The organism is Microbacterium sp. AC145 (genome assembly GCF_979258505.1).
Genome location: NZ_OZ409859.1, coordinates 264,126 through 282,889, shown reverse-complemented (window position 1 = coordinate 282,889; position 18,764 = coordinate 264,126). Strand labels below are relative to the sequence as shown.

17 protein-coding genes and 2 pseudogenes are annotated in these 18,764 nt (G+C 68.8%); 7 read left to right on the top strand and 12 right to left on the bottom strand.

The features are described 5' to 3' along the window. Positions 1-43: 43 nt before the first annotated feature. From menD to ACZZZN_RS01360, 3 genes and pseudogenes are all read right to left on the bottom strand, one after another. Positions 44-1,707: pseudogene (gene menD, locus ACZZZN_RS01370) on the bottom strand (2-succinyl-5-enolpyruvyl-6-hydroxy-3-cyclohexene-1-carboxylic-acid synthase). Continuing rightward, a complete protein-coding gene (locus ACZZZN_RS01365; protein WP_463503472.1) occupies positions 1,704-2,072 on the bottom strand; it encodes a PLD nuclease N-terminal domain-containing protein in 369 nt (122 codons plus the stop codon). The pseudogene menD and the gene ACZZZN_RS01365 overlap by 4 nt, the downstream one beginning before the upstream one ends. A gap of 183 nt (positions 2,073-2,255) precedes the next feature. Then, positions 2,256-3,308, bottom strand: coding sequence for a PQQ-dependent sugar dehydrogenase (locus ACZZZN_RS01360; RefSeq protein WP_463503471.1), 1,053 nt, complete (start codon positions 3,306-3,308; stop codon positions 2,256-2,258). A 175-nt stretch (positions 3,309-3,483) separates the two neighbouring features. Here ACZZZN_RS01360 and ACZZZN_RS01355 point away from each other — a divergent pair, with 175 nt between their 5' ends. Then, positions 3,484-5,559 (top strand): bifunctional lysylphosphatidylglycerol flippase/synthetase MprF, encoded by a 2,076-nt coding sequence (locus tag ACZZZN_RS01355; RefSeq protein WP_463503470.1) that lies wholly within the window; start codon positions 3,484-3,486, stop codon positions 5,557-5,559. A 23-nt stretch (positions 5,560-5,582) separates the two neighbouring features. Here ACZZZN_RS01355 and ACZZZN_RS01350 read toward each other — a convergent pair whose 3' ends face one another. The 3 genes from ACZZZN_RS01350 to ACZZZN_RS01340 form a co-directional block, all read right to left on the bottom strand. Next, positions 5,583-6,086 (bottom strand): hypothetical protein, encoded by a 504-nt coding sequence (locus tag ACZZZN_RS01350; RefSeq protein ID WP_463503469.1) that lies wholly within the window; start codon positions 6,084-6,086, stop codon positions 5,583-5,585. Positions 6,087-6,147: 61 nt separating this feature from the next. Beyond that, positions 6,148-6,588 (bottom strand): alternative ribosome rescue aminoacyl-tRNA hydrolase ArfB, encoded by a 441-nt coding sequence (gene arfB / locus ACZZZN_RS01345; protein WP_463503468.1) that lies wholly within the window; start codon positions 6,586-6,588, stop codon positions 6,148-6,150. A 25-nt stretch (positions 6,589-6,613) separates the two neighbouring features. Beyond that, entirely contained in the window at positions 6,614-7,900 is a 1,287-nt protein-coding gene (locus ACZZZN_RS01340; protein WP_463503467.1) for an MFS transporter, read from the bottom strand. Between the two features lie 70 nt (positions 7,901-7,970). Between ACZZZN_RS01340 and ACZZZN_RS01335 the strand changes: the two genes are divergently transcribed. After that, positions 7,971-8,585: a TetR/AcrR family transcriptional regulator gene (locus ACZZZN_RS01335; RefSeq protein ID WP_463503466.1), complete on the top strand. Its 615-nt coding sequence runs from the start codon at positions 7,971-7,973 to the stop codon at positions 8,583-8,585. A 97-nt stretch (positions 8,586-8,682) separates the two neighbouring features. Beyond that, positions 8,683-9,876, top strand: a complete 1,194-nt coding sequence (locus ACZZZN_RS01330) for a low temperature requirement protein A (RefSeq protein ID WP_463503465.1) — start codon at positions 8,683-8,685, stop codon at positions 9,874-9,876. Positions 9,877-9,901: 25 nt separating this feature from the next. Here the strand turns inward: ACZZZN_RS01330 and ACZZZN_RS01325 are convergent. Then, positions 9,902-9,977: pseudogene (locus ACZZZN_RS01325) on the bottom strand. 135 nt (positions 9,978-10,112) lie between these two features. Here ACZZZN_RS01325 and ACZZZN_RS01320 point away from each other — a divergent pair. Then, positions 10,113-11,048, top strand: a complete 936-nt coding sequence (locus tag ACZZZN_RS01320; RefSeq protein WP_463503464.1) for a hypothetical protein — start codon at positions 10,113-10,115, stop codon at positions 11,046-11,048. Here ACZZZN_RS01320 and ACZZZN_RS01315 read toward each other — a convergent pair. After that, positions 11,037-12,023: a helix-turn-helix transcriptional regulator gene (locus ACZZZN_RS01315; protein WP_463503463.1), complete on the bottom strand. Its 987-nt coding sequence runs from the start codon at positions 12,021-12,023 to the stop codon at positions 11,037-11,039. The genes ACZZZN_RS01320 and ACZZZN_RS01315 overlap by 12 nt on opposite strands. A 61-nt stretch (positions 12,024-12,084) precedes the next feature. Here ACZZZN_RS01315 and ACZZZN_RS01310 point away from each other — a divergent pair, with 61 nt between their 5' ends. Continuing rightward, on the top strand, positions 12,085-13,137 hold the full coding sequence (locus ACZZZN_RS01310; RefSeq protein ID WP_463503462.1) for an ATP-binding cassette domain-containing protein: 1,053 nt from the start codon (positions 12,085-12,087) through the stop codon (positions 13,135-13,137). Beyond that, positions 13,134-13,925, top strand: a complete 792-nt coding sequence (locus tag ACZZZN_RS01305; protein WP_463503461.1) for an ABC transporter permease — start codon at positions 13,134-13,136, stop codon at positions 13,923-13,925. Before ACZZZN_RS01310 ends, ACZZZN_RS01305 begins: the two co-directional genes overlap by 4 nt. A gap of 68 nt (positions 13,926-13,993) precedes the next feature. Here the strand turns inward: ACZZZN_RS01305 and ACZZZN_RS01300 are convergent, their stop codons facing one another. Then, positions 13,994-14,992, bottom strand: a complete 999-nt coding sequence (locus tag ACZZZN_RS01300) for an NADP-dependent oxidoreductase (RefSeq protein ID WP_463503460.1) — start codon at positions 14,990-14,992, stop codon at positions 13,994-13,996. Positions 14,993-15,022: 30 nt separating this feature from the next. After that, positions 15,023-15,736 (bottom strand): SDR family oxidoreductase, encoded by a 714-nt coding sequence (locus tag ACZZZN_RS01295; protein ID WP_463503459.1) that lies wholly within the window; start codon positions 15,734-15,736, stop codon positions 15,023-15,025. Between the two features lie 109 nt (positions 15,737-15,845). On the opposite strand from ACZZZN_RS01295, the gene ACZZZN_RS01290 reads away from it, so the two are divergent. Beyond that, entirely contained in the window at positions 15,846-16,448 is a 603-nt protein-coding gene (locus tag ACZZZN_RS01290) for a TetR/AcrR family transcriptional regulator (protein ID WP_463503458.1), read from the top strand. A 10-nt stretch (positions 16,449-16,458) separates the two neighbouring features. Here ACZZZN_RS01290 and ACZZZN_RS01285 read toward each other — a convergent pair whose 3' ends face one another. Together ACZZZN_RS01285 and ACZZZN_RS01280 are read right to left on the bottom strand one after the other, a co-directional pair. Continuing rightward, the gene (locus tag ACZZZN_RS01285) at positions 16,459-17,865 is read right to left on the bottom strand and encodes a DUF6716 putative glycosyltransferase (protein ID WP_463503457.1); all 1,407 of its coding nucleotides are present in this window, start codon (positions 17,863-17,865) and stop codon (positions 16,459-16,461) included. 25 nt (positions 17,866-17,890) lie between these two features. Beyond that, positions 17,891-18,763, bottom strand: coding sequence for an N-acetylneuraminate synthase family protein (locus tag ACZZZN_RS01280; protein ID WP_463503456.1), 873 nt, complete (start codon positions 18,761-18,763; stop codon positions 17,891-17,893). Position 18,764 lies beyond the last annotated feature (1 nt).

Below are 18,764 nucleotides of genomic sequence, written 5' to 3'. Positions count from 1 at the left end.
GTTCATCCTGCCACCACAGGCGGCCGCCTACCGAGAAGCGGATTCAGCGCGCGAGCGGAACCTCGATCAGTTGACGTCCCCCCGCGGGCGTGGTGAGCGCCTGATCGAGGGCGGTGCGTGTCGTGACGCGCTGATACTCCCACCCGTAGGCGAGGGCGAGCTGCTCGAGTCGCACCGTGTGCGGAGTGTAGAACGCACGGTCGAGATCGGCACGGGGCGCGGTCGTCGCCACTTCGAGGCCATCGAAGATCGTGCCGCCGCCGTCGTTGCCGACGATGACCTGCAGGCGCGGTTCGTCTTCATCGGGCGGCAGCAGCAGCGCGCCGACGTCATGCAGAAAGGCGAGGTCGCCGAGCAGCACGCGCGTGACACCGGGAGCGCCACCCGCCTGGCTGGCGAGAGCGATGCCGGTCGCGGTGGCGACGGTGCCGTCGATTCCCGCGAGTCCGCGGTTGGCATGCACCGGCACCTTCTTGCCGCCGAGCACCTCGTCGGCGACCCTGACCAGACGCGAGGAGCCGAACATCAGACGGTCGTGCGGCCAGGTCGCGCGCCAGACGGCGTCGGCGAGCAGTGCGCGATCGAGCGGACGACGCACGGCCTCGAGCTCGGCCCTGACGGCATCCCGACGCGCGGCGAAGTCGGTCGACGCGAGCCCCTCCGGGTCGGGAGCGCGCTCACTGAGGTCTACGGAGTGGGCGGCGGATGCGGTGAGCCACGCTCCGAGCCACTCACGGTCTGCCGGGCCGGCGGCGACGGAGACGGATGACGCGGGCGTGGTGCGTCCGTTGAGATTCAGGTCCTCGCCGCCGCGGCGGACGGCGATCACCTCGACATCCGCTCGAGACAGCAGCCGGGCGACCTCACGGCTGAGCGTCGGGTGGCCGAGCACCACGGCACGCTCGATCCGGCCCCCGAGATCGGCCTCGCGGAGGAGCGCGCGGTAGCCGTGCACGATCTGACGTCCGAATCGGGCGCCGCTGACGATCTCCGCTATGAGGGGCCAGCCGCCGGCGTGTGCGACCTCTTCTGCGTCCGCACCGGCATCCGCCCCGGCGATCACGATCGTGCGCGGTCCCCGCTCGAGCACGAGAGGCTGTGCGAGCAGCGCAACGGGAGCCTCCCCGGCGTGACCTCGATCGTCGGGACCTCGCCCGACAGCGGCTCTCGCGACGGAAGATTCAGGTGCACGGGTCCTGCGACGCCGGGATGACCGTGCGGAGCATCCGCCCCCATCGCGACCTCGACGACACGGGCCGCGAGTCCCGACCAGTCGCCGTCGCCCGGCACGGGAGCATCGATCTGCTCGCGCACCCAGGGCGCGAACATTCCGGGCTGCACCGTGGCCTGGTTCGCACCGATGCCGCGGAGCTCGGGCGGACGATCGGCGGTCAGCAGCACCAGCGGAACGCCCGAGTGGAAGGCCTCCATGGCGGCGGGCAGCAGGTTGGCTGCGGCGGTTCCCGAGGTGCACAGCACTGCCGCGGGCACTCCGCTCTCACGCGAGAGGCCGAGGGCGGTGAACCCCGCCACACGCTCGTCGATGCGCACATGCACGCGCAGGTGCCCCTCGTTCGCGGCATGCACTGCGGCGAGCGCGAGCGCCTGAGAACGCGAGCCGGGTGAGAGCACGAGGTCGCGCACGCCGTGCGCGACGAGGTCGGCGATCAGGGATGCCGCAGCATCCGTCGCCGCAGATGCGGTCACGGACGCGCGTCCGGCGCTGTGCCGTCCGATGCCGTGCCCTCGTCGGTCTCGTCTTCGAGGCGGGCGAGTTCTTCTTCGAGACGGCGGATGCGGGCATCCTGCTCGCTCTTGCTGATGGTGCGCAGGAACGTCGGGTCGTCGTCGGGACCGGTGACGCGGATGGCGTCGCCCGGGTCGTTCGCGCGACGGCGGCCGATGACGAACCAGAGGATTCCGCCGATCACGGGGATGAGGATGACGATCGCGACCCAGGCGGCCTTTCGCACACCGCGGTGCCTCGTCGACGGCTGCACGGCGCAGTCGACGATGCTGTACACCCAGAAGATGGCTGCCAGGAACCCGCCTACGATCAACAGTCTCGCCACACCTCCAGTGTAGGCGGGTCAGCGGGAGCCGGCTCTGCCACCCGCTGTCGCGAGGGCGCGGTATGGCGCGAGACCAGGACTTCTGCACGAAACCCATGGTGCGGACGTAGGTCTCGACGAGGAATACGGGTTTCGCAGAGGTGCGGGGCTGAGGGGCACGGGGCTGCGGGGCCGCGGGGCGAGTCAGTCGCTCTCGAGGCGGAGGATGCGGTCGTCCCCCGGCCCGGGGCTGCCGCGTCCGTCGGTGTTGTTCGTGAGGACCCAGGGCGCGCCGTCTGGACCTGCGACCACATCGCGCAGGCGGCCCAGCTCGCCCACGAAACGCTCGGTACTGGTCGTCAGATCGTCGAGCGGCACCACGCGCAGGCGCTCGCCTCGCAGGTTGGCGATGAGGATGTCGGATCCGGTGACCGCGATGCCGCTCGGGCTCGCGTCGTCGGGCGACCACTGCTGCACGGGGTCGGTGAAATCGTCGTCGCCGGCGATCCCCTCGGCTTCGGGCCAGCCGTAGTTGCCGCCCGGCTCGATCACGTTGAGCTCGTCCCAGGTGTCCTGACCGAACTCGCTCGCGTACATCGTGCCCTCGGCATCCCAGGCGATGCCCTGCGGATTGCGGTGGCCGTAGCTGTAGACGGGCGAGTCGTCGAACGGATTGTCGTCGGGGATGTCTCCCTCGGGCGTGAGTCGTAGGATCTTGCCCGACAGGGCATCCACGTCCTGGGCGCTGTCGCGATCGCCCGCGTCGCCGGTCGTGACGTACAGCATCCCGTCGGGCCCGAACGCGATGCGTCCGCCGTTGTGGTTGCCCGCCGCCTGGATGCCGTCGATCACCGTCGTCGGCTCGCCGAGCGAGAGATCGCCCGCCTCTCCGGTGATCGTCCGACGCTCGACGCGGTTCTCGTCCTGTGCGGTGAAGTAGGTGAACAGCTCACCGTCGTGCACCGCGAGTCCGAGCAGCCCGCCCTCGCCGGCGGGGACGACACCGTCGATCACGGCGACCTCCCGAGCGTCGCCGCCGTCGGCGATCTCGAGCACCCGCGCACTGTCGCGCTCGCTCACCAGCGCGACACCCTCGTGGAAGGCGATCGACCAGGGCGCGTCGAGGCCTTCGACGACAGAGTCGGGAGCGGGTGTCGAGACCGGCTCCGGCGCGGCCGAGCACGATGCGATGACCAGAGCGACCGCGGATGCCGCGGCGACAGCGACCGACGCGCGGAGTGTGGATTTCGCAGGCATGCCTCCATTCAAAATGATGTCCAGTCGCACCGCCACTGCCTCCTTCCGGTCGCACTCTGTGCCGCCGGAGCTGCTCGTTGGCGGCTCGAAGTGCGACCGGAAAATCAGCAGGCGGCACGAACTGCAACCGGAACCGTCCCTCCGGGAAAAGACCGACGCTCGCTACGCTGAGCGCATGACCGAGGCGCGGACCCCCACAACGCATCCTGTCGTCGCCGTCGTCCGGCGAATTCCCGCGACGCTCACGATGGTCGCGTTGATACTCATCGTCGGCGTGGCGTGGCAGGGGCTGTGGCGCCCATTCGAAGACACCCCGCTGTTCTCGACCGTGGCCTATGGTCTGCCGAACTTCCTCGACGGCAAGTGGTGGACACCCCTCACCGGCACGTTCTTCGTCAACGCACCCTGGGTCTATCTCTTCACGATCTCGGGATTCTGGGGCATGGCGTACCTCGAGTTCCGTCGCGGATCCCGCGTCGCCCTCGCCTACTACTGGATCGGCCAGCTCTTCGCGATGTTCGCGACGGCGCTGGTGCTGGCCTTCGCGTCGCAGCTGCCGTGGGCGTGGGCCGAGGCCCAGGCCCAGGCACTCGATGTCGGAGCATCCGGAGGCACCATGGCCTGCATCGCCGCGGCCGTCGGATTGTTCCGCCCGCCCTGGCGCGTGCGCGGCTGGCTCATCCTGCTCGGTTTCGTCTTCATCGCGATGCTGTTCTGGGGCGCACTCGCCGACCTCGAGCATCTGCTCGCAGTGCTGCTGATCCTGTTCGCCGACCGCACCCTGCGTGTGCAGCGGACCACGGTGCGCGAGCAGCGCCTCATCGCGGTGATCGCACTGCTGGTGCTGGGCGCGGTCGAGATCATCACGACCCTGGTCGCGACCGACGGCCCGTTCGGCCCGACGGAACCCGCATCCGGCGGGTTCATCGACCTGGCGATCGATCTCGTCGTCATCGTCGTGCTCACGAACGGGCTCCTGCGCGGGCGGCGCTGGTCGTGGGTGCTCGTCATGCTGCTCGGCCTGTTCAACATCCTGATCGCGGCGCTCGTGCTGACGCTCATCACCGTCTTCTCCCAGGCCCAGGTCGACCTGCGGTGGGACGGCGAGACCGAGCTCTCCCTCGCCAACGGGTTCCTCTGGCTGATCCTGCTCGTCTATCTGATCGCCGTGCGCCGGGCATTCCGGGCGAAGCGGAAGTCTCTGCTCGGCATCCAGCCCGCGCCCTCGGTCGACGATGTGAAGGCCGAGCTGCGCACGCACGGCGGCGGGACCCTGTCGTGGATGACGACGTGGGAGGGCAACAGCTACGCGCGGAGCGCCGCGGGGATCGTGGCGTATCAGCGGCGGGCAGGCGTCGCGCTCGCGCTCGCGGATCCGATCGGTCCTCCGGAGTCACGCGCAGACGCCGTCGCGGACTTCATCCGCACGGCGGAGAACGCGGGGCTCGTGCCGTGCTTCTTCAGCGCGGACGACGCCACCCGCCAGGCCGTGCCGTCGACGTGGCGGAGCATCGTCGTCGCGGACGACACGATCGTCGACCTGCCGGGGCTCGAGTTCACGGGCAAGCGCTGGAACTCGGTGCGGACCTCGCTGAACCGGGCGGGTCGCGACGAGATGACGTTCAGGATGACGCACCTGAAGGCCGAGTCGTGGGGCGTGCAGCAGCAGTTGCGGGCGATCTCGGAGGCGTGGGTCGGCGACAAGGACCTCCCCGAGATGCGTTTCACGCTCGGAACGCTCGAGGAGGCGGAGGATCAGGAGGTGCGTCTCGCCCTGGCGCTGGCTCCGAACGGCGACGTCGACGGGTTCCTGTCCTGGCTTCCGGTCTACGGCGAAGGCGGCACGGTGCGCGGGTGGACGCTCGACCTCATGCGCCGACGCGAAGGCGGCTTCGCCCCGGTCATGGAGTATCTGATCGGGTCATCGGCCCGGCAGTTCTCGGAAGAGGGTGCCGAGATCATGTCGCTCTCGGGAGCACCTCTCGCTCACGACTACCCGCCGGATGCCGGCATGATCGCCGCGCTGAGCGACCGCCTCGCCGAGGCACTCGAGCCCGTCTACGGATTCGGATCGCTGCACCGCTTCAAGCAGAAGTTCCACCCGCGCTACGAGACCATGTACCTGCTGTTCCGCGACGAGGCCGACCTCGCGGCCATCGGCACGGCTCTGACCCGGGCGTTCCTGCCGGATGCGACGCTGCGGCAATTCGCGGGCGCAGGGCTCGAACTGGTGCGCGGCAACAAGGACTGAACCCGCACCGCGGTGGGTCGGGCTCAGTGCGTGATGATCGCCTTGGCGGCGATGATCACCACTCCGAATGATGCCGTCGAGACGGCGCCGACGATCTGCATCGCCCACGTCGCCCCCTTGCGCCGGTAGGCGACGAAACCCAGCCAGGCCAGCACGCCGACGCACACCCACAGCGACGTCCAGATCGCGACCGTATCGGGGAGCACGCCGATGACCCCGAGCAGAAGTGCGAGCCCGGGAAGAACGGTGGCGACGAGCAGACCGCGCGACCGGCGCATCGCATGACGAACGGCCTGTCCGAGAGACACGGGCTTCCCCTCGACACCTGCAGTGCCGTGCGCGGCGACCGCCCCCGCGTACACGTGCGCCATCCAGAAGACGATCACGGTGACAGCGGTGATCGCGAGAGTCCGCACCGCCGGGGTGCCACCGCTGCCGGCGCTCGCCACAAGCCCCGAGACGAGGATCAGTCCGTACACGCCCTCTTCGGTCGAGGCGACGCGTGTCCATGCCCGCGGATCATTCACACCCTCAGAGTAGGGGTCGCACCGTGAGGGCTGAGAGTGTCGGCGAGAATCAGAGGCGACCTCAGCCGTCGCGCGGTGGCTTGCGCATCTTCTTGACGTCGGTGCGCCGCTTCTTGGCGGTCAGCCGCCGCTCCTTCGATCCCCGGCTGGGCTTGGTCGCTCGGCGCTGAGGCGCGGGTGGGCGCAGGGCTTCGGCGACCAATGCAGCGAGCCGTTCGCGTGCCGCGTCGCGGTTGCGCAGCTGGGCACGGTGCTCGGAGGCGGCGATCGTCAGCATCCCGTTCACGAGTCGTCCGCTGAGACGATCGAGCAGGCGGTCGCGCTGGTGGGGCGAGAGCACGGGGCTGTTCGCGGCATCCCACACCAGCTCGACGCGCGAGTCCGCCGTGTTCACGCCCTGCCCGCCGGGGCCCGACGAGCGCGAGAACCGCCACGACAGCTCGGCCTCGGGGATCGTCAGACTCGACGAGACCCTGAGGCCGGGGCGATGGGGCGTGGGCATGCCTCCATCATCCCCGACCGTCAGGTCAGTTGTCGGCTCGTGCGAGCTCCGTCGGCGCGACGGCATCCCCGTCGACGGGCCCGCGCTTCGCGGTGTTCGCGATGTGCGCGCGGCCGACGACGATCGCCGCGACGACCATGATCGCCGCACCCAGCCAGTAGGGTGCCGCGTGGCTGACAAGGACGTAGAGGGCGCCGGCGATCAGCGGTGCGACGGTGTTCATGGCCGCGGCGAGCGACTGGGTCGCCCCGCCGAGCCAGCCCTGCTCGTCGTCGCCGACCGCATTCGACATGGCCCCGTCGAGCGCCGCCTGCGAGGCACCCTGACCTGCGGCGAGCAGAAGAGCACCGACGATGAACACCCACGGCTGCGCGAAGATCGAGGCGACGACCGCGAGGCCGATCAGGCCGATCATCTGCGCGACGATGCCGCTCACGATCACGCCGCGTTCTCCGATACGAGGCAGCAGGATGCCGAGCAGCACACCCTGGATGACGATGTCGATGATGCCGACCGCGGCGGTGAGAAGACCGATCTGGGTGGGACCCCACTGGATCGAGTCGAGGGCGAGAACGCTGAAGTTGTTGACGAAGAAGCCGAACGGCAGCGCGAGCAGACCGAAGCCGATCATGAGGCCCCGGAGCTCCTTTCGGCTGAAGGCATCCGTGAAGACGGCGAACGGCTGCAGATCGCGCACGGCGATGCGCGGGATGCGGTTCTTGGGCTTCAGGCTCTCGGGGAGCAGGAAGATGCTGAGGATCGCGATGATCAGCCCGACCGCAGCGGTGAGGAAGACCGGGAGCTGCAGGCTCACAGCGGCGAGGAGACCACCGATCGCGGGACCGATCATCATGCCGATTCCTGACAGGGCGCCGAGCAGTCCGAACCGCTGAGCTCGCTTCTCGGGCGGGGTGATGTCGGCGAGATAGGCGAAGAGGGCAGGCATGTCACCCGCGGTGAGGCCCTGGATGACGCGGGCGAGGACGAGCACCCAGATCGCTCCGCCGATGCCGAACAGAGTCATCGCGAACGCGGCGCCGAACGCGGCACCGATGATGACGGGTCGGCGGCCGAAACGATCGGAGAGACGGCCGAGGAAGGGGGCGACCAGGAAGGCGCAGAGGCCGTTGATCGCTTCGAGCACGCCGACCCAGATCGCGAGATCGCCTTCGTGCGACACGTATTGCAGCACGACGAAGGGCAGGACGGGGAGGACGACGGTCATGCCGATGACGGTGAGCATCGTCAGCACGATGAGCATGATCCAGGCGCGCTTTTCGCTGCGCGCGGGCGGGTTAATAACTGAAGTCACTCCGAAACTGTATCAATACCAGTTTTGTTGTCAAGCCAGTTCTGTATCGAGTTCGCGATATCGTGGAGGGATGACGAACTCTGAGCCGCTCGGACGCCGCGAACGCAAGAAGGCGGCGACGCGCAAGAACATCTCCGATGTGGCGACGATGATGTTCCTCGAGCGCGGCTTCGACAACGTCAGCATCCGCGAGGTCGCCGATGCCGCCGATGTCTCCCCCACCACCGTGTTCGCGCACTTCCCCCAGAAGGAGGCGCTCGTGTTCGACGAAGACGATGAGCAGCGCGATCGACTCGTCTTGGCCGTCCGCGACCGCGCTGAGGGCGTCACGATCAATCGAGCGATCCGCGACTTCTACACGGCCGAGGTCGGCGCGAACATCGACGAGCACGGCAACGACGTGACGCGGATCTTCCTCGCGTTCCTCAACGAGACGCCGGCGCTGAGCGAGTACGCCGCGAAGATGTGGCTGCGGCACGAGGATGCTCTCGCAGACGCGATCGCCGGCGAACTCGGGCTCCCCGAGCCGACGGCGGAGATCCGCGTCTACTCGCGTTTCGTCCTGCAGATGCAGCTGCTCGTCAACGAGCACGAGGACCAGCTCGGGATCCTCGACGCCGGCTTCGCCGTGCTCGAGAACGGCTGGGCTCCGGTCGAAGCTGCTCTCACGACCTCGCGTACCTGACCGGCTCAAGTCGCAGCGCGGCGAGAGCCTCCGTGCGGACGTGCCCATTTCTGAACGAGCGCATCGATGTCCAGATCGATGATGCCAGGATGGTCGCATGGCATTCGGGATGACCCGTGACGTGCTGCGCCCCACGGACTCGCCGCGCGCGGATCGAGTGACGTATGTCGAGCTGTTCTTCGACCTCGTGTTCGTCCTCGCGCTGACTCAGCTGTCTGCCTACCTCTACGAGAACCAGACCCCTCTGGGTGCCTTCGAGGGGGTCATCATGGTGTGCGCGCTGTGGTGGGCATGGGTGTCGACCACCTGGGTGACCAATTGGCTCGACCCTGTGAAGCTCCCCGTGCGCGGGGCGGTGATCGCCCTGGCCTTCGTGGCGCTCGTGATGAGCGTCTCGATCGCCGAGGCGTTCGGCGATCGTGCGTGGGCGTTCGCGATCGCCTACGTCGTCCTCCAGGTCGGGCGCACGGTCTTCATCGTGTGGGCGACAGCCCGCCACGATCGGCGGGTGGCCCGCGATTTCTCGCGCGTCCTATGCTGGACGGTCGCCGGCGGCGCATTGTGGATCGTCGGCGCACTGCTTCCCCTCCAATGGCAGCTGCCATTGTGGGCCGCAGCGCTGGCACTCGAGCTGCTGGGCACCGTGCTCGGCTTCCCGGTGCCCGGATGGGGGAAGGTTCTGCTGCGGTCCTGGGATCTCTCCGGCCCGCACATCGCCGAGCGCACATCCCTCTTCGTGCTCATCGCGCTCGGTGAAGGCCTGCTGGTCACCGGCTTCGCGTTCGTCGACAAGGAATCGTCTATCGCATCCATCGTGGCGATGGTGACGGCGTTCGTCGCTGCCGCGGCGGCCTGGTGGATCTACTTCGATCACGGCGAACGCATCGGCGCCGAGGCGATCGAGGCGTCAGACCAACCGGCCAGGCTCGCGCGCACGGTCTACACGTGGGTGCATCTTCCGATCATCGCCGGCATCGTGCTGATGAGCGTCGGCGACAAAGAGATGCTCGCGCTCCCCGACCAGCGCGGCCTCGCCGCAACGGTCGTGGTCGTCGGCGCACCGATCCTCTTCCTCACCGGCACCGTACTGTTCCGCCGCGTGCTCGAAGGGCACTGGGCACGAGCTCAGCTCATCGGCCTGGCGACTCTCGCCCTGATCGCCGGCGTCGGGTTCGCGGGCTTCGTCGCCAACGCCCTCACGCTGTCGATCACGACCGCGATCGTTCTCGTCGGTGTCGCGGCGGGCGAGACCGTCGAACGCCTGCGTCGCGGTCGCCGCTCCGGGGGCTGACCGGGCATTGAGATCCCGGACAGAGTGGACGCGACGGCGGGAGTCGAACCCGCAACGCCGTCAGGTATGAACTGAGGCCCGGGACCGCCCGGATCGCCGCGATGGGAATGACGTTACCTGGCGCCATACCGGAACACCAGGATCGTTGCGGGGATTGACAGAGTGAGTCCGAGCATGACGCGAGTCGTCACGCCGCGTCATCCGACTCGGTCCGGACTGCGGTGTACGTTCGCCTCATGGCAGCCGCAGACTCTCCCGCGACGACCCCGCAGAAGACCCACCGCTACCTGCGTCTCTCCCTGGTGCTCATCGTGTTCACGCTGCTCGTCGGCGTCGCACTGCAGAGCATCGTCGTGACCTGGGAGCCGCTCATCTTCGGCTGGCACCCACTCGCCTCGATCAGCCATACGTTCTACACCCCCGGGCGCGACATCTTCGTCGGAGCGCTGCTCGCGGCATCCGTCGTGCTCCTCGCCCTCTCCGGACGCAGCCGTGCGACGACCCTTCTCGATGTGTGCGCGGTGTTCGCGCCGCTCATCGCGATCGTGCCGACCGGTCTCGCCGACTCCCGCGCGGTCGGTCACATCCCGTGCCCGACCATGGTGGAGTGCATCCCGGCGGAGGACATCGGCACGGCCAAAGCGGGCATCGCCGTCTACGCCGTGGTGGTCGTGGCGGTGGTCATCACGATGGCGGTGATCCGGCATCGCACCCGCACGCCGAACCCCTCCGCCCGGCTCGTGTCGATCATCGCGCTCGTCACGGCCGCCGTCATGACAGCCCTCGCCTTCTGGCCCGCGCTCAATGAGAACTTCCCGTTCAACTTCTGGCCGGTGGCCAGCATCCACTTCGCCGTCACCCTGGTGTTCTTCGGAGTCTTCGCCGCGGTGCCGATCCTCGCTGCCGGCGGGCCGCTCGAACCGGGCGAGACCCCGCCCACTCCTCGCCAACGATCGATCTACCGCTGGATCGCAGGGCTCCTGATCGCCGACCTCCTGCTGCTCGTCGTGGCTCTGCTCTTCCGCCAGGCGTTCGGCGAGACCCCGGTCGTGCTGTTCGGCGAGGCCGTCGCCCTGATCCTGTTCGCCACGTTCTGGTCGGTGCAGACCTTCCAGCGGTGGAATGACGCGAACCCGCCCTCGATCGTCGCGCGCGGGCAGCTACCCGCGTGAGGCGGGAGCGGGCGCATCGAGCGCCCGCAGCAGACGTTCCAGCGACTCCTTGAGCTCCGCCCGATGCGGCTCGGGGAAGCTCGTCGTGTACTCGACGCCCTCGGGAATCCAGAGCAGCGCGTACATCGCCTCCCGCCAGTCCGACCCGCCGAACGGCCACCGGGTGCGGTCCTCACCCTCGGCCGTCGCCCCCTCGGACCACGGGCCGAACATGGCCTCCATGGTCGACAGCGGCAGCTCCATCACGGCGTCCGCCTCGATCTTCTGCGGAGTCCACGATGCGGCGATGAGCACCCGCTCCTCGATCTCGTCCTCAGTGATCTCGCGGCGGGTGAACAGCACCCGCGTGTGCTCGACCGAGACGATGCGGTCGACGCGGAAAGTGCGCCAGTCGTCGCGATCGAGGTCCCAGCACAACAGGAACCACTTGCGTCCGGAGGGAGCGAGGGCGTGCGGTTCGACGCGTCGGATGCTCTCGGCCCCCGCCCCGTCGACGTACCGCATGCGCAGTCGCTCGTGGTCGCGGGTCGCCATCGCGATCTCGCCCAACACCGCCGGTGACACGACGGGACCGTCACCGATCCGCGGAGGCTGCACCGAGGCGGCGAGCGCATTCACCCGCTGCCGCAGCGCCGACGGCAGCACCTGTTCGAGCTTCGCGAGTGCGGTCAGAGTGACCTCCGCACCTCCCACGAGCTGCTGCGTCGCCGCGACCCGCAGCCCGATCGCCATCGTGACGGCCTCGTCGTCGGTGAGCAGCAGCGGCGGCACCGCACTGCCGGCCTCGAGACGGTAGCCGCCGGCCGCCCCCGGCGTCGACTCGACCCGGTACCCGAGCTCGCGCAGCCTGTCGACATCGCGGCGCACGGTGCGCTCGGTGACCCCGAGTCGGCCGGCGAGCTCGGTGCCTGGCCAATGCCGGTGCGTCTGCAGCAGGTTGAGCAGCGCGAGAGCACGAGAAGTGGTGTCGGACATGACGTCAGATTGTCAGATATCGCGGACAGGATCTGTCCTGGTTGATTCATAGTCTCTGAGCATGTCGAACGAATCCATCATCGAAACAGAAGGCCTGACCAAGGTCTTCACCGTCAAGAAGACGCCGGTGCACGCAGTCACCGACCTCTCCTTCACCGCGGTGCGCGGCGAGCTCGTCGCGTTCCTCGGTCCGAACGGCGCGGGCAAGTCCACGAGCCTGCGGATGCTGACGACACTGATCCCTCCGACCTCCGGCACCGCCCGAGTGGTCGGTCACGACATCCACACGGATGCCGCCGGGGTGCGCGCCCGCATCGGCTACGTCGGCCAGCTCACCAGCGGCAGCTTCTCGCAGCGCGTGCGCGACGAGCTGCTGAGTCAGGGCGCGTTCTACGGCATGACCCGGCGCGACAGCATCCGTCGGGCTGACGAGCTGATCGAGTCGCTCGATCTCGCATCGTTCGCGACACGCACGGTGCAGCAGCTCAGCGGCGGGCAGAAGCGCCGGCTCGACATCGCGCTCGGGCTCATGCACGCCCCGCCGCTGATCTTCCTCGACGAGCCGTCGACCGGACTCGACCCGCAGAGCCGAGCGAACCTCTGGGAGCACATCCTGGACCTCCGCACGCAGCACGGCACGACGGTGTTCCTCACGACGCACTACCTCGAAGAGGCCGACCGCTATGCCGAACGCGTCATGGTCATGGACAAGGGTCGGATCATCGCCGACGACGACGCGTCGTCGCTGAAGGCGACCCTCGCCGGAGACGTGCTCACCTTCGGTTTTGCGAGCGAGGCGGATGCGGCGAGCGCGCGCCCGGTGATCGCACGGCTCAGCACGGCGGACGCGACCATCGACGGCGACTCCGTGTCGCTGGCGGTTCCCGACGGCGATCACCTGCTGCCGGTGATCGTCCGCGAGTTGGATGCCGCCGGCATCCTCGTCCGTCGCGCAACCGGAGTGCCTCCCACTCTCGACGACGTGTTCCTCGCCCTCACCGGGCGCACGCTGCGCGAAGCAGGAGAGGGCGGCGCCGGCGAATCCGACGCACCATCCGATACCGACGCCGCCCCCGGCAGCAGCGAGACCGACAAGACAGGAGTGCTCTCATGACCACCACCGACACGACCACCGACACCCTCGTGCGGGCGAACCTCGTGCGCGACACGAGGAACGTGCTCACCCGTGAGCTCAAGCCGGTGCTGCGCGATCCGTTCACCCTGATCTTCAGCCTGCTGCAGCCGCTCGTCTTCCTGGGCCTCTTCGCGCCGTTGCTGATCGGCGGTTCGGGTCAGCCGGCGAGCGAGACCCTGGCCTGGTTCGTGCCGGGTGTGCTCGTGATGATCGTGCTGTTCGGCACCGGAGCGACCGGGTCGAACCTGCAGTACGAGATGATGACCGGCTCGCACGAGCGCACACTGGTCGCTCCCCTGGCCCGCTCATCGCTGCTCGTCGGGCGGGCGCTCAAGGAGATCGCGCCGATCGTCGTGCAGGCGCTCGTGATCGTGCTGATCGCCTGGCCGTTCGGATTCGCGATCAACATTCCGGGGCTGCTGATCGGGCTCGCCCTGCTGGCGGTCTTCGGCGTCGGGCTCGGCTCGCTGTCGTATTCGCTCGCGCTCGCGACGAAAGACCGGGAGTGGCTGTTCTGGGGCGTGCAGCAGTCGCTGATCTTCCCGCTGCTGATCCTCTCGGGCATGCTGCTGCCGCTCGACGACGGCCCGGCGTGGATGCGCGCGGTCGCCTCGGTCAACCCTGTCAACTGGGTCGTGCAGGCAGAGCGGGCGCTGTTCGCCGGCGACCTCGGCGATGCCACCGTGCTCTGGGGCTGGGTCTCGGCACTGGCCGTCGCGGCGATCGGCCTCGTCGTGGGAGTGCGCGCCATCCGCCGCAGCAGCTGAGACGAGCGGATGCCGGCTCTGCGCCTCCTCACCCGATTCGGGCGGACGGTGCAGAGCCGGTCGCTCGTTCAGCCCTCGAGCGTCGCCACGATCTTGCCTCGACCGCCACCCGACGCGAGATCGGCGAGGGCCGCCGGAAGCTGCTCGAACGGATAGGTCTTCGAGACGACGGGCGTGATCACTCCGTCATCCACCAGCGACGCGATGCTGCTCAGCTGCTGACCGTCGGCCCGCATGAACAGGAACTCGTAGGTGACTCCGAGTCGCTTCGCCTGGCGCCGGATCTTTCGACTCAGCGCTGCGATCGCGAGCCGCACCACGGGGTTCAGCTTCTTTCGCTCCGCGAACGCGGGGTCGGGCGGCCCCGAGATCCCGATCGCGAGACCGCCCTTCTTCAGTACTCGCAGCGACCTCTCGAGATTCTCTCCACCGAGGCTGTCGAGCACGAGGTCGTAGTCCGAGAGCACCTCTGTGAAGTCCTCGGTGCGGTGGTCGACCACGACGTCGGCGCCCAGCCGGCGGACGAAATCGGCGTTCGCGGCGCTCGCTGTCGTCGCGACGGTGGCTCCGAGATGCTTCGCGAGCTGGATCGCGATCGAGCCGACGCCGCCGGCGCCCGCGTGGATCAGGACCTTCTGAACGGGCTCGACCCGACCCCGCTCGACCAGAGCCTGCCAGGCCGTGAGCGACACGAGCGGCAGGGATGCGGCCTCGGCCGCCGTGATGCGGGTCGGCGCGAGAGCGAGATCCGACTCGGCGATGGCGATGCGCTCGGCGAACGCCCCCATGCGACGCTCGTCGGGCCGGGCGAACACCCGGTCTCCCGGCCGGAAGGACTCGACGAGTCCGCCGACGCGGATCACGGTGCCGGCCACATCGTTGCCGAGCACGACCGGCAGGGAGTACGGCAGGATCTGCGCGAACTCGCCCAGACGGATCTTCTCATCGAGCTGGTTGAGGCCGACGGCCTCCACCCGGACCAGGACGTCTCGGTCACCGACATCCGGTTCGGCGGTCTCTCTCAGCTCGAGCGGCTGTGTGTACTTCGTGAGCACGAATGCGCGCATGATCGTTCTCCTCGGTGTCTCAGTCGGGTGTCAGACGGCGGTCGCGCGCAGCTGCGGATAGACCGCGTCGAGCGGCGCACTGAGACCGGCCTTGAGCTGCACCGAGATCTCGTCGGCGAGCACCTCGTACTCACCCCGTTCGGTCGCGTCGAGGATCACCCGCACGAGGTCGGCCGGATCGGTCTTGGGGTCGGAGACGTGCTCGGCCATCGCCGTGTCGACGTAGCCGACGTGCACGCCGACGACGTGCACTCCCGCGGGCGCCAGCTCGAGACGCAGGGAGTTGGTCGCCGACCACAGTGCCGCCTTCGTGGCGCTGTAGATGCCACCGACGGCGAACCAGGCCAGCGCCGAGTGGATGTCGATGACCGTGGCTCCGTCGCGGCCCGACAGCAGCGGGGCGTACGCACGCGTCAGGAAGAGCGGGCCGAGGAAGTTGGTCTCGACGTTGCGACGGATCTCGTCGTCGGTGTGCGTGAGGATCCCCGCGGTCGGCACGGAGGCTCCGGCGTTGTTGATCAGCACGGTCACGTCGGATGCCGCCTCCACCGCATCGCTGACGGACTGCGCATCGGTGACGTCGAGCGTCAGCGGCACGATCCGTGCGTCATCCCACTCACGCGGCGTGCGTGCGCTCGCATAGACCTTGGCAGCACCGCGTTCGAGGGCCTGACGCACGAACTGGGTGCCGATACCTCCGTTCGCGCCGGTGACGAGGACGACAGCTCCGTTGAGTGAAGGCATGGACCGCTCTTTCTTTCTTGCGACAATGAAGGGATGATCGCTGAGCATACGCACAAGCGATTCCAGTCATAACCGACTGTACTCATTTTCTATTCCGACGGGAATCACGATGTCGACCCAGGCCACGCCTCTCGGGCGCCGCGAGCGGAACAAGCAGCAGAAGCTCGAGCGGATCACGGCGGCCGCAGCCGAGCTGTTCGCCGCCCACGGCATCGACGACGTCACGACCCAGCAGATCGCCGAGCAAGCGGATGTCGGCACCGGGACGCTCTTCCTCTACGCCAAGACGAAGGGCGAACTGCTCCTCCTCGTGCAGAACGCGCACTACGCGGTGGCCCTGGAGACCGGCCGCACAGCTGCCGCGCGAGAAGCGGACACCATCGACGCGACGATGGCCCTTCTGCGCCCGATCATCGAGTGCAATCGGGTGCAGGTCGAGAACGGCCGCACCTACCTCCGCGAGATGGTGTTCGGGAATCCGGCCGACGCACACCATGCAGAGGCACTGCGAATCGTCGGCGAGACCGAGGCGGCGCTGACCGGCATCCTGAGCCGCGATCCGCGCATCGACGAGCACCGCGCCCCGAGCCTTGCCCGCATCGTCTCGGCCGCGATGTTCGTCACCATGGCGGCGAGCATCAACGCCGACGCGAGCATCGACGAGATCGCCGCGGAAGTCAGGACCCAGGTCGGCGCACTGCTCGATCGGTGAGCGGCGCTGCTCAGCGCCGGATCGAGTCGTGGAACGGGTTCGGCTCGAGCGTGAAGTCGGTCGACGCATCGGCCCAGGTACCGCCGTCGACAGGTGCGCGTCCGCGACGCAGGGCCGCGATGGCCTTCGTCGCGGGGGCCCCGATCGCCAGGGCTGCGGCACCGCTGAGCGTGCGGTCCTTCGAGCCCAGCACGCTGGCGCGGTGCCAGGCCTCATGCATCGAACCACCCCGAGCATCCGGCACGCGCCTCGCCGCCAGTGCACCGGCGCGGCGCAGCGCGACGAGCTGTTCGACGTGCGCCCACCAGGTCGACTCGACCGAGGGGTGGAAGTAGTTGTCGCGCAGCCAATCGGGATGCGGATGCCGGAAGCGGCCCGCCACGACCTCGCTGCGTCCGCCGAGCAGACCGCTGCCGACGAACACCGTGTTCAGCAGGCTCTTGCTCACCCCGAACGAGTCGAGCGCGATCACCGGCACGCCCAGTGCCAAGGCCTCGACAGCCGCGGTCGAGCTGATCGTGACGAGCCCCGCTGCGGTCGAGAGCGCCTTCGCCATCGAGTCGTACGAGACCACGAGGTTGTCGGGCAGCCGTGCCGGCAGCAGGGCGAGGTACGGGTCGCGCTCGAGGTGGGTCTCGGACTCCCCCGGCCGCGAACGCAGCTTCACCACGACGCGACGGTTGCGATCCGCCTCCGCGGCCCGCACGAGCGTGGCGGCGATCTCGGCACGCTCGTCGCGGCCGGTCGGCACGAGCGCCTGCGCGGCGAACACGACGTCGGTGGCGGGCCTTCGCACGGGCCGCTCCTGCTGCGCCTCCGACGGCGCGGGTCGTTCCGCGACGAGGGTCGCCGACGTACCGGCCTGGTCGACGGCGAGCACGCCGGCTCGATCATGCGCGAGCATCCGGGATCTGGGTCGCGCGAACGGCAGTGTCGCGAGGGCCGTCGGCACCTGCACGCCGATGCGGCGGCCCAGCTCGGCGAACGCGCGCTCTTCACGGTGCGAGTGCACGACGAGCAGGTCGGCATGCCGCCGGTAGTCGAGAGCACCGCGCTGGGCGGGGATCGCCATGCCGGGGAGCCCCGCCACGACGACAGGGCGGTGCGTGAGCGCATCGATGACCCGGCCCATCAGCCGCACGAAGGGTCCGCGACCGGCGAGCAGCACCACGTCGGGACGCTGCCCCTCGAGCCACGCCGCGGCTCGTGCGAAGTCGATGCGGGTGATGCTCTCGGGAGGGATCCCGGTGCCCGCCAGAGCCGTGCGCTGCTGCTCGACACTGGCCGTCAGGGGCGTCTGCACCAGCAGCAGATGCGGACGGATGCCGGGCACGCCACCGAGCAGTGCCGCCGACCACTTCACGAACGAATCGGCGTCGGCGATCGCGACGACCCGCAGTGCACCCGATCCGCTCATGCCCGAACCCTTCATGCTCGACCCGTCACGCAGAGACGCGACGCAGCTTCGCCATCGGCGCGCGCTCGCTGTCGAACACGCGCTTGACCCCGTCACCCAGCGCCATCTCGATCACGCGGATGTCGCGCACGAGGTGCTCGAGACCGGTCGGCTCGAGGGATGCCGCATGGTCGGACCCCCACATGGTGCGATCGAGCGTGATGTGACGCTCGACCGCGACCGCGCCGATCGCGACGGCCGCGAGCGAGATCTGCAGGCCCCGCTCGTGGCCCGAGTATCCGACGGGCACCCCGGGGTACCGATCACGCAGCGTGGCGATCGCCCGCAGGTTGGCCTCCTCGGGCTCGAGCGGATAGGTCGACGTGGCGTGCATGAGCACGACCCGGTCGGTGCCGAGAGTAGTGAGAGCTCGGTCGATCTGCTCGATCGTCGACATGCCGGTCGAGAGGATGATCGGCTTGCCGGTCTCGCGCAGCGCGACGAGCAGCTCGGTGTCGGTGAGGCTCGCCGACGCGACCTTGTGGGCGACGACGTTGAGGTCTTCGAGGAACTCGACGCTCGGCACGTCCCACGGGGAGGCGAACCAGTCGAGGCCCTGCATCGTGGCGTGGTCGCCGATCGCGATGTACTCGTCGCGGCCGAACTCGACGCGGCGGCGGTAGTCGAGATAGCTCATCGTGCCCCACGGCGTCTCGCGCGGCACGTCGCGCATGTGCTCGGGTGTGGAGATCTCGGGGGTGCGCTTCTGGAACTTCACGGCGTCGGCGCCCGCCTTGGCCGCGACGTCGATGAGTCGCTTGGCGATGTCGACGTCACCGTTGTGGTTGAGGCCGATCTCGGCGATGACATAGGCGGGGTGACCGCCCCCGATGACGCGCGAGCCGATGCTGACAGTCATG

Coding starts and splice junctions, on each gene's coding strand:
- ACZZZN_RS01280 (WP_463503456.1), bottom strand. CDS start 18,763: ATGACTGTCAGCATCGGCTCGCGCGTCATCGGGGGCGGTCACCCCGCC.
- ACZZZN_RS01355 (WP_463503470.1), top strand. CDS start 3,484: ATGACCGAGGCGCGGACCCCCACAACGCATCCTGTCGTCGCCGTCGTC.
- ACZZZN_RS01310 (WP_463503462.1), top strand. CDS start 12,085: ATGTCGAACGAATCCATCATCGAAACAGAAGGCCTGACCAAGGTCTTC.
- arfB (WP_463503468.1), bottom strand. CDS start 6,588: ATGCCCACGCCCCATCGCCCCGGCCTCAGGGTCTCGTCGAGTCTGACG.
- ACZZZN_RS01360 (WP_463503471.1), bottom strand. CDS start 3,308: ATGCCTGCGAAATCCACACTCCGCGCGTCGGTCGCTGTCGCCGCGGCA.
- ACZZZN_RS01315 (WP_463503463.1), bottom strand. CDS start 12,023: ATGTCCGACACCACTTCTCGTGCTCTCGCGCTGCTCAACCTGCTGCAG.
- ACZZZN_RS01290 (WP_463503458.1), top strand. CDS start 15,846: ATGTCGACCCAGGCCACGCCTCTCGGGCGCCGCGAGCGGAACAAGCAG.
- ACZZZN_RS01335 (WP_463503466.1), top strand. CDS start 7,971: ATGACGAACTCTGAGCCGCTCGGACGCCGCGAACGCAAGAAGGCGGCG.
- ACZZZN_RS01330 (WP_463503465.1), top strand. CDS start 8,683: ATGGCATTCGGGATGACCCGTGACGTGCTGCGCCCCACGGACTCGCCG.
- ACZZZN_RS01320 (WP_463503464.1), top strand. CDS start 10,113: ATGGCAGCCGCAGACTCTCCCGCGACGACCCCGCAGAAGACCCACCGC.
- ACZZZN_RS01305 (WP_463503461.1), top strand. CDS start 13,134: ATGACCACCACCGACACGACCACCGACACCCTCGTGCGGGCGAACCTC.
- ACZZZN_RS01295 (WP_463503459.1), bottom strand. CDS start 15,736: ATGCCTTCACTCAACGGAGCTGTCGTCCTCGTCACCGGCGCGAACGGA.
- ACZZZN_RS01300 (WP_463503460.1), bottom strand. CDS start 14,992: ATGCGCGCATTCGTGCTCACGAAGTACACACAGCCGCTCGAGCTGAGA.
- ACZZZN_RS01285 (WP_463503457.1), bottom strand. CDS start 17,865: ATGAGCGGATCGGGTGCACTGCGGGTCGTCGCGATCGCCGACGCCGAT.